Raw genomic sequence first — 13,001 nt, 5'->3', positions numbered from 1 at the left:
AACTTATTAAATAATAGCTAGTGGTGTATTCCGCTAGCTATTTTTTTATCTTCTATTCTCAAGGTTTGCCGTTAGCTACTTTAAGTTGAACCCATATTGTGGTTTTCTATAAAAAATGGCCATAAAAAAACCGCATCACCATTAATTTGGCTAATGCGGTTTTTTTGAATCTGTTTTTACAGTAGATTATTCAGCAATGCGAACTTCTGCTGTGGTCACTGTTGTTTGATCTTCTTTCTCAGCAACTAATGAGCTTTTAACATCGACATCAACGTTGTTCTGCATTTCTGTCATACTTTGCTCAAATTCAGCGTTCATTGACGCTTGCAGGTCGCTGATATCAATTGTTGAATCAGTAGCGTTAGCTGCAAAAGCGAAAGTAGAAAGTAAAGTTACAGTTGCTAGGTTTTTTAAGTTAAACATAAAGGGTCGCCTCCGGGCTGACAAATCATACTGTCGGACACTCCCTCTTTTCCATATTGAGATTGTCCAACTCACTAAATTTCAATGGTTATAATTTAAACGAATACAGTGTTCTTTACAAACGACAAAAAATAACGATAATCATTAGAAAAACTAATTAAAAAACGAGAGATTGATCACTATGTCGAGAAGATTGCCACCTTTGAACGCGGTCAAAGCTTTCGAAGCCGCTGCCAGACACTTGAGTTTTACTCGTGCGGCAGAAGAACTTTTTGTGACTCAAGCGGCGGTGAGTCATCAAATTAAAGCATTAGAAGATTTTTTAGGTTTAAAACTATTTCGCCGTAAAAACCGCTCGTTATTATTAACGGAAGAAGGCCAGAGTTATTTTCTCGATATCAAAGATATCTTTATCCAACTTGGGGAATCTACGGACCGCCTTTTAGCAAGAAGTGCGATAGGTTCATTAACGGTAAGTATGTCTCCAAGCTTTGCAATTCAATGGCTTGTGCCTCGATTAGCAAAGTTCAGTGAAAAAAATCCAGACATTGATGTACGGATTAAAGCCGTAGACAGTGAAGCTGATTCATTAACTGATGACGTCGATGTTGCTATCTATTATGGTCAAGGAAATTGGCCAGGACTTCGCGCTGATAAGTTACGCAATGAAGTGCTTATTCCAGTTTGTTCGCCCTTGTTACTCAATGGCCCTAAACCATTAGAGAAACCCAGTGATTTAAAAAATCACACCTTATTGCATGACTCAAGTCGCCATGATTGGCAAGCTTGGTTTAGACAATGCGGGATTAGTGAAATTAATGTTAACTCGGGGCCGATATTCAGTCATTCGTCATTGGTTTTACAAGCAGCAGCTCATGGGCAAGGTGTGGCATTAGGTTATAGCGTGCTTGCTCGACCTGATATTAAGGCGGGGCGATTAGTGTGTCCTTTCTCAGAAGTATTAGTGAGCAAAGATGCTTACTACTTGGTTTGTCAGCAAAATCATTCCGAACTCGGTAAAGTTGCCGCGTTTAGAGAGTGGATGGTTGACATGTTTGCCGAAGAATCACGTAGTGAGTTACTTGCTGGTTAAGCTCGGCGCGGTGCAATTTGCTTCGCCTAATATTATGTCTACATGATTACTGATAAGCCCAATAATGAAAAAACTTGAAAATAGACTAACACCAGCGCCTGAAATAGACATTGAATCGATTTTATTGGGCAAGCCCAGTAAAACTTTGGTGGTTTTTGCCCACGGCGCCGGCGCTAATATGCATTCCGATTTTATGGAGCAAGTGGCAAACGATCTTGCACAAACTGGCGTGCAAGTTTTACGGTTTAACTTCTTATATATGCAAGCCAACATGCAAGACGGTAAGCGTAGACCACCCGATAGAGCGCCTAAGTTACTTAATTACTATCAACAAGTGCTTGTTGATATTGAACATCAAATCAAACAGGGCAACTTAATTACGGAAAATATTATCCTCATGGGGAAATCCATGGGGGGAAGAATGTCAGCTATTATTACAACGCCTGAATTAAGTGATATCGCCAAAGTTGAAATCCACCCTGAGTTTAAGCAAGTAAAAAAGCGAATCAAGGCAGTAATGTGTTTAGGTTATCCATTTGTGCCGCTAAAAGGGGGAGAGCCCCGTTTATCGCCGATAAATGATGCCTCAGTGCCTGTGATGGTGTTACAGGGAGAGCGTGATAAGTTTGGTGGCAAAACTGAAATACCACTTTGGCCGCTAAGCGATGCCATTAAGTTAGGCTGGATTACTGATGGCGATCATAGTTTTAAGCCAAGAAAGTCGTCAGGTGCCACTTTAGAGGCTAATCTGCAAGATTGTGTTGAGCAATGTAAGCAGTTTATCGATTTACACGTTTAATAATTTTTGATGATAGTTGAATTTTTAAAGGCAATGAAATGAAAAAAGGCTTGTTACTATTAGCTGCATTGAGTGGTTTTCTTGCGGTTGGTTTAGGCGCATTTGGTGCTCATGGACTTAAAAATATTGCTCCTCCTGAACTTGTGGCTATTTTTAAGCTGGGAGTGGATTATCATTTCTACCATACCTTTGCGATTATTGCGGTCGCTTTTGCTGGGCATTGGATATCTTCAAAATTACTTAATTGGGCAGCAGGCCTATTCTTTGTTGGGATATTACTGTTCTCTGGCTCGTTATATGTTTATGCATTCACAGGGGCTAAATGGATTGGCCCGATAACGCCAATGGGCGGCCTTTGTATGTTATTAGGTTGGTTACTGTTTGCGCTTGCTATCTTTAAGCATGAAGATAAAGTCTAGAATCACTTTGGATTAATAGCGTCAGCTTAATATCGTTTGATGATTAATATTGCTACAGAGCCGCACAAAGGCAACTTTTTGCGGCTTTGTTGTTTTCGCTTTTTATATCTTCAATTCACACAGTGTCTATAAAGTTGCGTATAATGCAGCTCAATATTGTATTTTTAATTGTACTGACTAACGACACTCAATCTTGAGTCTCGTTTTGAAGCTTAAGGTTCACCATGAAAAACCTATTTTTGTTCTGCCGTGCAGGTTATGAAAAAGATTGTGCTGCAGAAATTCAACAGCGAGCAGCTGACTTGAATATTGGTGGTTTTGTTAAAACCAATACCAACGATGCCTATGTTATTTACCAATGCTTTGAAGAAGATGGTGGTGAGCAGCTAGCCAAGAAAATCGAACTGAACTCGTTAGTCTTTGCCAGACAAATGTTTGCAGCTAATGACTTATTAAAGGGCTTGCCTGAAACTGACCGTGTTTCACCCGTTGTGGCGGCATTGTCAGGTGTCACTAAAGCAGGTGAATTAAGAGTCGAAACGCCTGATACCAATGAAGCTAAAGAATTATCTGGATTCTGTCGTAAGTTCACAGTGCCATTGCGCCAGGGGCTAAAAAAGTCAGGTTCATTACTTGCTCAAGAAAATGACAGAAGACCGATTATTCATGTTTGCTTTGTGGCGCCAGGTCAGGCTTATGTGGGTTATTCATTAACGAACAACAGCTCGCCTCATTTTATGGGTATTCCACGCCTCAAAATGGCTGCAGATGCGCCAAGTCGTTCAAGTTTAAAGTTGGATGAAGCTTTTGGGCATTTCTTAACAAAGGAAGAGCAAGAGCAACGTTGTCGTTCAGGCCTGCATTCTGTTGATTTAGGCGCTTGTCCAGGAGGCTGGACTTATCAGCTAGTTCGCCGTGGTATGTTTGTGGCAGCTGTTGATAATGGACCTATGGATCAAAAGCTAATGGATACAGGACAAGTTCGTCATTATCGTGCTGACGGTTTTCGTTTTGAGCCACCAAGAAAGAACATTTATTGGCTAGTGTGTGACATGGTAGAAAAGCCATCACGTGTTGCTGAGTTAATGGAAGCTTGGGCCATTAATGGTTGGTTTAAAGAAGCTATCTTTAACCTTAAACTCCCAATGAAGAGTCGCTATAAAGAAGTTAAACAAATTCTTGATACCATGGCTGTGATTTTAAAAGAAAATGAAATTGATGACTTTAAAATCCAATGTAAACATCTTTACCATGACCGTGATGAAGTGACGGTACATTTATGGGTTAAGCCTAATACAGCCTGGAATTTTCACGATTAAGTAGCAAACAGGCATAGCGAGTAAAAAATAGATATTAAAAAGCCCTTAGTGAATCACTAAGGGCTTTTTGTTAAAGCTTTTTTATTATTTACCGACTGATTGTCAGGTAAATTAACCTAAACGGTCAATAACAGCTTGGGTGAAGTCAGTAGTACCATGAGTACCGCCTAAATCACGAGTAGTACGGTCGCCTTCTTCGATCACTGCAGATACTGCTGCGCGGATCATTTCAGCTTTGTCAGCCATACCTAAGTATTCAAGCATCTGGATAGAAGCAAGAATTACAGACGTTGGGTTAGCTAAGTTTTTACCCGCGATATCAGGTGCGCTACCATGAACAGCTTCGAAAATAGCAGCATCTTTACCGATGTTAGCACCAGGTGCCATGCCTAAACCGCCGACTAGACCTGCACATAAGTCAGATAAGATATCGCCGAATAAGTTAGTGGTGACCAAAACGTCGAAATTTTCTGGATTCATAACCAACTTCATACAAGTTGCGTCAACAATCATTTCTTCTGTTTCGATATCTGGGTAACGTTCACTTACTTCACGTGCCACTTTCAAGAATAAACCTGAAGTTGATTTCATGATGTTAGCTTTATGAACGATAGTCACTTTTTTACGGTTTTCTTTACGTGCTAGTTCGTAGGCAAATGTTGTGATTTGCTCAGCGCCTTGGCGTGTAATGATACTGGTGGCTTCTGCTGTCGCGCCGTCATCAGATACTTTTTGACCTAAACCTGAGTACATACCTTCCGTGTTCTCACGAACGGTAATGATATCAATGTTGTCGTAACGTGCTTGAGTACCGTTAAATGAAAGTACTGGGCGTACGTTTGCATATAGGCTGAATTTTTTACGTAAGCTCACGTTAATTGAAGTGAAGCCTTCTCCAACAGGTGTTGTTAAAGGTCCTTTCAATGTAATACGGTTTTTTTCGATTAGGTCTAAGGTACGCTGTGGTACTAATTCACCTTGCTTTTCTAGTGCGGCTAAACCGGCGTCTGCAAATTCATATTCAAAGTCGCAACCAGCTTTGTCGAGAATCTTTAAAGCGGAATCGATAATGCTTGGTCCAATCCCGTCACCTGGGATTACGGTTATAGTACGTTTTGGCATGGATAGTCCTTCCACTTAGTGGTTACTGCATTTTCCTGTCAGTGTTAATAACACTGTTACGGGACGATTAACTAACGGTTCTGTTGCGGCGCATTTTAACGAATTTTGAAATTTTTTTACAGGATTTAGTGAGATAAATCACATATTTTTTAAGTTTTTTAAGTTAATCCTCAGCTGATTGCTTTAAGATATTCACAACAGCTTAAATTAAAGCTTCAATATGCGTCATATTTAGACCGTGATTGTTGCTGATTCGTTAATTGGTTCGGTTAATTTACCAAGATAGCTTATTGAGATTAGATTTTTTGAACAGACGACTTTGGTCTAACAGTTTAAAAAATAAACTTAATTATTGTTTTTGCTAAAAAGAGAACAGAATTATACATTGATGGTAAACGATCTATTTCCACTCATGTAAAATATGTCGTTTCTTATGCTTAAGCGTTAGGATGAGTCTTCAAGACTTAGCCGTTTTAAAATAATAAATATAACGAGGATGACTTTGAAGTTACATAAACTTATTCCCTTGACGTTACTCACAGCGTCAATGTCGCTTGCTGCGGCTGAACAACCCACTTCATTATCGCTAAATGACATTATGCATTTTGAAACGCTTAAGCAGCCAGTGATTTCTGATAATGGAAAGACCATCGCTGTTGAAGCAATGCCTGATAGAGGTGATAGCCGGGCACTGATCAATATTGTTGAATCTAAGAAGCAGTTTGTTATTGCTGGCGGCTCAGATGTTAAGCTTAACAGCCAAGGCAGTTTTGCCATTGCGACGCTTAATCCGACGTTATTAGAAAAGAAGACATTAAAAAAATCGGAACTGCATTCAGGGCTTGCATTATTCAACACCGAAACGGCTGAACAACAAAACTTCGAGAAAGTGAAACATGCAGAGTTTAGCCAGGATGGGCTCTTTTTAGCGATTTGGTTTGAAGTTGAAGAAGCCGAGGATGATGAAGATAAAGACGCACCTAGTATCAATGAAAAAGACATTGGCAGTGCAATAAAACTGATTCAATTAGCTGACAACTCAAGCCACGACTTTGATAATGTGACTCAATTTAGTTTTGATCGCGTCGGTAAAAACTTTGTTGTTGCTATTAATGATATCAAAACAAATCAACACCTCATTAAAAAAGTTAACTTAACCAATAATACCCTTAAGCAAGTGTTTAAAAACATTGATAGCCAGGTTGGAGAGCTAAGTTTATCTGATGATGGTCAATGGCTCGCTTTCACTCAAGGTGACGCTAAAGTCGAACGTGATGAGCGTGAATATCAGCTTTCACTATTAAACTTAACCACATTTAAATTGAAAGAAACGCCACTGGATGATGACTGGACATTAAACCAATATTCTAAAGTGTTTTTCTCTGAAGACAGTTTACGACTCTTTATTGGCCGCGTACCTCAGGTTGATAAAGTGGTTTCGTTAGCAGAGATCGAGTCTGAAGCTGACTTATATGATACCAGTGTGGTTACAGGTCTTCGTAATTTGAAAGTATGGCATGGCGATGACCCAAAGATAAAGCCTCATGAAGTTAAGCAATATTCAAAAGAGCAACAACGCACTTATTTATCTGTACTGCATGTAAAAGCAAATCGCATCGTTCAACTTGCTGATGAAGCGATTCCAGATGTGCAATATGGAGAGCAGCAACGTTATCTACTGGCGACCTCAGATGTGCCATATCAGAAAATGATCACTTGGGCGGGTTTTTACCAAGACGTTTATCTGGTTGATTTAAATACTGGTAGAAAGTTGCAGTTACTGACTCAGCATCCATCTAATGAAATGCCAACATTATCGCCAAATGCACGCTTTGTTGCTTATTATCAACAAGGCCAGCTATTTATGTACGATATTGCAGGCGTGAGAAGACACACCATCTCAAAAGATATTAGTGTTAGTTTTGCCAATGAAGATCATGATTATCCAGGTAATGCACCGAGCTATGGTTTCGGTTCTTGGTTAGCGGATGGCTCAGGCATTATTGCCTATGACAAATATGACATTTGGCAGTTCAACTCGTCATCTTTTGACGGCTTTATGTTGTCAAAAGGGGAAGGGCGTAAGACTAAAACGCAACTGCGTATAGAAGGGCAATACGAAGACGGCGATGTGCCAGCGGTTGTCACACAAGATCAATCATTGCTGATTCATGGTTATAACGAAACCACTAAAGCCGACAGTCTTTATAGTGCTACAGTTGGCGTTTCTAGTTTGAGCGAATTAGTTGATAGTAACGCTAAACTGAAAATCTTAGCGCGCAGTAAAAATGCAGACACTATCGTGTATTCGAAAGAGCGTTATGATTTGTTTCCAGATCTTTATACCGCTAGCGTGAACTCACCAAATGATGCTGTAAAACAAACTGATTTAGACAAGCAACGTGATGGCTTTGATTGGGCAAGTGCTGAGTTGGTTCAGTGGAGCGATGCTGATGGTCGTAAAACTGATGGCGTATTGATTAAACCCACTCATTATCAAGAAGGTAAGCAATACCCTGTCATGGTGTATTTTTACCGCTTTATGAGCGACCGTTTACATTCATTCCCGCATATGGCGATAAACCATCGTCCTAACTTTGCTTGGTATGCTGACAATGGCTACGCTATTTTCTTACCTGATATCCGTTTTGAAGTAGGTTATCCTGGGGCATCAGCAGTTAAAGGGTTAACTTCTGGCGTCCAAAAGCTTATCGATATGGGTATCGCCGATCCTGACGCTGTGGGGATTCAAGGGCATTCGTGGGGCGGCTATCAAACTGCTTTTGCGGTGACCCAGACAAATATATTTAAAGCTGCAGTAACAGGCGCGCCCGTATCGAACATGACCAGTGCATATAGTGGCATTCGTCATGCTTCAGGTTTAGCGCGTCAGTTCCAATACGAAACAGGCCAAAGCCGTATTGCTGAAAGCTTGTTTCAATCACCACAGAAATATATAGAAAACTCACCAGTGTTTTATGCTGAACGTATTCAAACTCCGATGATGATTATGTTTGGTGATAAAGATGATGCGGTGCCTTGGGAACAAGGTGTTGAGTTATATCTGGCGATGCGCCGTACGGGAAAAGATGTGGTGTTCTTACAATATGAAGACGAACCACATCACTTGAAAAAGTACCCAAATAAATTGGATTACACGATTAGAATGAAGCAGTATTTTGACCATTACCTAAAAGGTGCTGCTGCGCCAGCGTGGTTGGAAAAAGGCGAAGCTTATAAAGAATATAAGTAGCTACCTATATTCATTTAATCGAGCTAAACTGACTCAGTTAAGTCCAATAAAAATGCCACATTAAGTGGCATTTTTTATGTTTGCATGACGCTGGGTTCATTGAATAATACAACAGGTTTAGCAAAATCAATTCAGTGATTAGGCAATGAGCCTTTTAGCGTTACTTCTGGGTATCGCTTGTGGCTTCCACTTCTACAGCTGGTAACACAGCTGTAGAAGTGGTCACAGGCTCTACAATGTTATTTAAAATTGGGATCTGCAAGAACTGGTCGTAAGTTTCTTGCCCCCATGCAATCAGCTGCTCATCTTTAAACAACAAAGGTGTACACTCATCTTTGGTGGTTTTGCCATCAGATTTTACGTGGTGCGTTCGATAAAACATAATTTGAAAGTTTGCGCTATCGGTAGCTTTGGCTTCGGTAAAGTCAGCGCGGCCCATTTGTTGACGAATGCTTTGAATACTTTGCCCAATGGTTATTTCGCTCAGCATCCTATGGTTAAACTCTTGTCTTTCTTGCCAGCTTCGATCTTCAGGACGAGGCTCATAAATGATGACAACGGTGATTGCGAATACGACATAAGCGATAAACATTGATGCAATAAGCATGGAGAGGGAAGGTTTCATTGCTTAAGCATTCCTTTCGTTTTGGGCTGGGACTCTAAATTGTTTCAGATTGATATTAAGTGGCATATGGCATTGTAGCTGGGCCAGTTTATAACTTACCCGTGCCATATCTTTGCCATCTAATAATTTTTGAGCTTGCTTTGCCCCAAGGTTATCGATTGATTTATATAAGTTGGCGAGGCTACGAAATTTATTTAATAAGTCTGCAGCTGATTTGGGGCCAATGCCAGCAATCCCTGGCACTTTATTGCCAGAGTCACCTGCTAGAGCGATAAAGTCTAATATTTGATTTTGCTGAACGGCTAACTTCTTTTCGTATTCTTTTATCTCAAAATACTGTTGTTTGAAGTGGTCCCAGATATCGATATTCGATTGGCTAATTTGACCAAAACCTTTGTCCGTCGACACTATGATTGCTTTGCCATTATTTTCGGCGATTTTTGTGGCTAAGGTTGCAATGACATCATCAGCTTCTGAGGCAGCATCATGTGAATGTATGTTGGCTTCTGCTAAAGCAACTTTAATATCAGCTAATCCAGATTTTAACGCTGCAGGCATGGGCTTGCGGCCTTTTTTATAATCTGGGTATAAGCGCTTTCGCCAGGATTCTTCATCGCCGTCCCACACTACAATCGCATGAGTGGGTTTATGGTGGTTTAGGAGCTTTTTTGACGCAGATATTGTGCGCTCTTTGACACTGGCAATATCATTTTCATCTGGTAATACAGCATGAATACGTCTAACAAGATTGAGACCATCAATGATCAATAGTTTATTCATGTTTTATCTTTTCGTTGCTGGTGGCACGACTCAGGTGAGTCGTTGCAGGGAATATTTTATTATTAATATCACAGAGAAAGTCTATTTCATGTGACGCAAATTGTGATGACTAATCATATAGCTATTTAACGTGATATTAAACAACACCCTGCATTTTACTTGGCCAAAATGGCTTCTAGTCATCAGGGGTCACAATTTGATAGCAAGGGACATAAGCGCTACCTGGTAGCTTCATTCTTTGTTGCTTAACAAAAGCGTTTAGCAGTTTATCCATCATCGTCATTAGTTGTTTATCACCACGGATTTCAAACGGGCCAAACTCGTCGATTAATTTGATGGTATCGCTTTTTACATTACCAGCCACAATACCTGAAAATGCGCGCCTAAGTGTTGCGGCAAGCTCTGCTTTGTTTGGTTGAAAGTATAAATGCAAGTTCCCCATCACATCATGAGTAGGCTCAAAAGGTAGTTGAAATTCAGGCTCTATTTTTAATGACCACTGAAATTGATAGGCATCGCCTAAACTTTTACGCATCTCTTTTACCTTCAGCATACCTTGTTTCATTATGCGGCCGACAGCGACGGGATCATCAATAACGATTTGATACTTGTCCTGTGCTTCTTGACCTAGCGTTGCGCCAATAAAGGCATCAATTTCTATGAAATAGTCAGCGCTCTCTTTGGGACCAGTTAGAATGAGCGGGAAGGGTAAATCTTGGTTTGCCTGATTGAGTAAAATCCCCAGAATATACAGTAATTCCTCAGCTGTCCCGGCGCCGCCAGGAAAGATAACGATACCGTGCCCTAAGCGAACAAAGGCTTCTAAACGTTTTTCGATATCAGGCAATATGACTAATTCATTGACGATTTGATTTGGAGGCTCAGCGGCTATAATACTGGGTTCTGTTAAGCCGATATAACGTGCATTACTGACTCGCTGTTTTGCGTGTCCAATCGCAGCGCCTTTCATCGGGCCTTCCATCGCGCCAGGGCCACAACCGGTACAGATATCTAAGCCTCTTAATCCCAACTCGTAGCCGACTTCACGGGTGTATTGATATTCAATGGGGTTAATACTATGACCGCCCCAACAAACAACCACATTGGGATCTTTCATCGGAGAAATGACTCTGGCATTACGCAGAATATCGAACACCACATTGGTGATGTGGCTGGCATTGGTCAGGTTGATATGCTTTAAATTATCATATTTATTGTCGATATAGACAATGTCTCGTAAGACTGCAAATAGATGCTCTTGAATGCCCGCAATAATTTCTCCGTCGACAAAGGCCTGCTCTGGAGGGTTGATTAATTCAATTAATAGGCCCCGCTCACGCTGTAGTACATTGATATCAAAATTGGCGTAAGTGTCAAATAGGGTTTCTGAGTTATCACTTTGCAAACCGGAGGCGAGGACAGCAAGGGAGCAGTTTCTTAGCAGTTGGTAAAGTTCACTTTTAGCGCTTTGCTTTAAACGATTAACTTCCATTTGAGACAGTTGATCTAAACTGCCTCTAGGGCTAATTTTTACAATCATATGCAACTCCTCTTAGAGATGAGTTGCCGATGATATTAGATATCAATCACGACTCTATCTCTGCCATTATTTTTGGCTTTGTATAGGGCAGCATCGGCACGCTCGAAGGTTTCCTCAATACGCTCGTTGTTCATAACTTGCGCTGCACCAATGGATAATGTGACGGTAATACGCTGATTCTTAAATTTAAATGGGATGTTCTTAATTTTTTCCCGTACACGGTTTAATAATAAACCAATATTGTCTTGATTGATTTCTGGAAGCAATAAAACAAACTCTTCACCGCCATAACGGGCAACAAATTCACTTTCTCGTAAAGAGTTTTTTAATGCCATAGCAATCACTTGCAAGGTTTTATCACCGGTGCTATGGCCAAAGTTATCATTAACAGATTTAAAATAGTCAATGTCTGTTACTGCAACCCATAGCGGCGTATCAAAACGTTTATGATTTCTAAATTCTTGCTCCATTCTGTCTTCAAGCGCTGCACGATTTGGCAGTTGTGTCAGTGGATCAAGTAAATTCAGTTTTTGGTGTTCAAACAGCTTTTCTTTATAACTATTAGCTTCTTTAGTGATGCTGGTGAGTTCTTTGCGCATTGACTCAATGGATTTACGCAATAGTGCTTGTTCACGACTTTCTAATGCTTCCTTACGACTTAAGGCATCTTTTAATGATGAAAGCTGCACGGTAAGCGCTGTCTTTAATGCCATTAAATCATCAGACTCAATTAGAATGCCGTCAGCATTATCCACTCGTAAGTTAATTTCTTTATTAAGTTGAGTCTTAATTTGCTGTGAACGGTCATTGTTATTGGCCGTATTTGTGACTACATCACGTACAACACTAATCGCATCATTGAGTGCATATAAAAAGTCTTGTGATGCCGTTTTCTCACGTGCGATATTATTGAGTAATAAGCTTAGAATAGTTTGATACGACTCAAGTAATGTATTCAGTTTGATGTCACCCATCAAGACTTCTTTCATCACTAAGATTTGATCACGCTGTTCTTTTCTAAATTCTATTTCTGAAATTTTATGGGCAAGCTCTTTCGCTAAAATGAGGTGTTGCGGCAAAATGACATGGTCATCAGTGCCAGCAAACTCTTTTTGTAAAATATGCTCGTAGAAGCTAATCACTTGCTCTACTTTTGGAATGTATTCCCATATGGTATGGATGGGCTTATTAAGATCTTTTTTAAAGTAATTGATTTCTTTTTTGATTTCATCAGGCGCAGAATCAACTCTTTGTATCTGACTGATGACCCGAGAAAGGCTAGTGCGACTTTCTTCAAGGCGCGTCATAGTATGGTTGTATTGGCCTTTTAATAACCGTTCAATTTCTACTAATTCAGGTAGCGCTTCATCGATTTGATCGTAACCTTGAAGGTGGTGACGCAATTTGGCTAAACGGTTATCGAGCTCAAGATTTTGTCCTTTGCAGGCTAGACTCAAATGCCCTAAGAATTGAATTAAAGTACGTAATTTTTCATTACGATCTTCATGGATTTCTTCGAGCGCCAACTTAGCCGAATTAAGCTTCTGTTTTAATAATGAAACTTGTGAGACTGCAGTTGAAGAATCTTTCATGCTTATAGGTTTCCTAAGATAAACAAATAACTAATA

Annotated in this window: 11 protein-coding genes; 5 read left to right on the top strand and 6 right to left on the bottom strand. The window is 40.2% G+C overall.

From position 1 onward, the window contains the following. Positions 1–186 precede the first annotated feature (186 nt). Positions 187–423 (bottom strand): hypothetical protein, encoded by a 237-nt coding sequence (locus tag AB4153_RS16305; protein ID WP_102529057.1) that lies wholly within the window; start codon positions 421–423, stop codon positions 187–189. A gap of 181 nt (positions 424–604) precedes the next feature. Here AB4153_RS16305 and AB4153_RS16300 point away from each other — a divergent pair, with 181 nt between their 5' ends. The 4 genes from AB4153_RS16300 (at position 605) to rlmM (ending at position 4,053) form a co-directional block, all read left to right on the top strand. Then, positions 605–1,516, top strand: coding sequence for a transcriptional regulator GcvA (locus AB4153_RS16300; RefSeq protein ID WP_102529058.1), 912 nt, complete (start codon positions 605–607; stop codon positions 1,514–1,516). Positions 1,517–1,580: 64 nt separating this feature from the next. After that, positions 1,581–2,315, top strand: coding sequence for an alpha/beta family hydrolase (locus tag AB4153_RS16295; RefSeq protein ID WP_371998148.1), 735 nt, complete (start codon positions 1,581–1,583; stop codon positions 2,313–2,315). Positions 2,316–2,353: 38 nt separating this feature from the next. Beyond that, positions 2,354–2,734, top strand: a complete 381-nt coding sequence (locus tag AB4153_RS16290; protein WP_102529060.1) for a DUF423 domain-containing protein — start codon at positions 2,354–2,356, stop codon at positions 2,732–2,734. A gap of 224 nt (positions 2,735–2,958) precedes the next feature. Further along, positions 2,959–4,053 (top strand): 23S rRNA (cytidine(2498)-2'-O)-methyltransferase RlmM, encoded by a 1,095-nt coding sequence (gene rlmM / locus AB4153_RS16285; RefSeq protein ID WP_102529061.1) that lies wholly within the window; start codon positions 2,959–2,961, stop codon positions 4,051–4,053. A 111-nt stretch (positions 4,054–4,164) separates the two neighbouring features. Here the strand turns inward: rlmM and AB4153_RS16280 are convergent, their stop codons facing one another. Then, on the bottom strand, positions 4,165–5,175 hold the full coding sequence (locus tag AB4153_RS16280; RefSeq protein WP_102529062.1) for an isocitrate dehydrogenase: 1,011 nt from the start codon (positions 5,173–5,175) through the stop codon (positions 4,165–4,167). Positions 5,176–5,671: 496 nt separating this feature from the next. Here AB4153_RS16280 and AB4153_RS16275 point away from each other — a divergent pair, with 496 nt between their 5' ends. Next, on the top strand, positions 5,672–8,428 hold the full coding sequence (locus AB4153_RS16275) for a prolyl oligopeptidase family serine peptidase (protein WP_371998147.1): 2,757 nt from the start codon (positions 5,672–5,674) through the stop codon (positions 8,426–8,428). A 160-nt stretch (positions 8,429–8,588) separates the two neighbouring features. On the opposite strand, the gene AB4153_RS16270 is transcribed toward AB4153_RS16275, so the two are convergent. From AB4153_RS16270 to AB4153_RS16255, 4 genes are all read right to left on the bottom strand, one after another. Then, complete coding sequence (locus tag AB4153_RS16270; protein ID WP_371998146.1) at positions 8,589–9,053, bottom strand: DUF3192 domain-containing protein; 465 nt, start codon at positions 9,051–9,053, stop codon at positions 8,589–8,591. Positions 9,054–9,056: 3 nt separating this feature from the next. Continuing rightward, positions 9,057–9,833 carry a flap endonuclease Xni gene (gene xni / locus AB4153_RS16265; RefSeq protein WP_102529065.1) on the bottom strand — a complete coding sequence of 259 codons (777 nt, stop codon included), beginning with the start codon at positions 9,831–9,833 and terminating at the stop codon, positions 9,057–9,059. 175 nt (positions 9,834–10,008) lie between these two features. After that, a complete protein-coding gene (ppnN, locus tag AB4153_RS16260) occupies positions 10,009–11,373 on the bottom strand; it encodes a nucleotide 5'-monophosphate nucleosidase PpnN (protein ID WP_371998145.1) in 1,365 nt (454 codons plus the stop codon). A gap of 35 nt (positions 11,374–11,408) precedes the next feature. Then, positions 11,409–12,965: a GGDEF domain-containing protein gene (locus AB4153_RS16255; protein ID WP_102529067.1), complete on the bottom strand. Its 1,557-nt coding sequence runs from the start codon at positions 12,963–12,965 to the stop codon at positions 11,409–11,411. Positions 12,966–13,001: the final 36 nt, after the last annotated feature.

This window comes from Shewanella sp. 10N.286.52.E4, assembly GCF_041468785.1.
In the GTDB taxonomy this organism is placed as follows: domain Bacteria; phylum Pseudomonadota; class Gammaproteobacteria; order Enterobacterales; family Shewanellaceae; genus Shewanella; species Shewanella electrodiphila.
The sequence above is the reverse complement of the archived record's forward strand: the minus strand, read 5'-3'. Positions and strand labels throughout refer to the sequence as shown.

Excerpts from the sequence above, each read along its gene's own strand:
- AB4153_RS16305 (WP_102529057.1), bottom strand. The coding sequence starts at position 423 with ATGTTTAACTTAAAAAACCTAGCAACTGTAACTTTACTTTCTACTTTC.
- AB4153_RS16300 (WP_102529058.1), top strand. The coding sequence starts at position 605 with ATGTCGAGAAGATTGCCACCTTTGAACGCGGTCAAAGCTTTCGAAGCC.
- AB4153_RS16295 (WP_371998148.1), top strand. The coding sequence starts at position 1,581 with ATGAAAAAACTTGAAAATAGACTAACACCAGCGCCTGAAATAGACATT.
- AB4153_RS16290 (WP_102529060.1), top strand. The coding sequence starts at position 2,354 with ATGAAAAAAGGCTTGTTACTATTAGCTGCATTGAGTGGTTTTCTTGCG.
- rlmM (WP_102529061.1), top strand. The coding sequence starts at position 2,959 with ATGAAAAACCTATTTTTGTTCTGCCGTGCAGGTTATGAAAAAGATTGT.
- AB4153_RS16280 (WP_102529062.1), bottom strand. The coding sequence starts at position 5,175 with ATGCCAAAACGTACTATAACCGTAATCCCAGGTGACGGGATTGGACCA.
- AB4153_RS16275 (WP_371998147.1), top strand. The coding sequence starts at position 5,672 with ATGACTTTGAAGTTACATAAACTTATTCCCTTGACGTTACTCACAGCG.
- AB4153_RS16270 (WP_371998146.1), bottom strand. The coding sequence starts at position 9,053 with ATGAAACCTTCCCTCTCCATGCTTATTGCATCAATGTTTATCGCTTAT.
- xni (WP_102529065.1), bottom strand. The coding sequence starts at position 9,833 with ATGAATAAACTATTGATCATTGATGGTCTCAATCTTGTTAGACGTATT.
- ppnN (WP_371998145.1), bottom strand. The coding sequence starts at position 11,373 with ATGATTGTAAAAATTAGCCCTAGAGGCAGTTTAGATCAACTGTCTCAA.
- AB4153_RS16255 (WP_102529067.1), bottom strand. The coding sequence starts at position 12,965 with ATGAAAGATTCTTCAACTGCAGTCTCACAAGTTTCATTATTAAAACAG.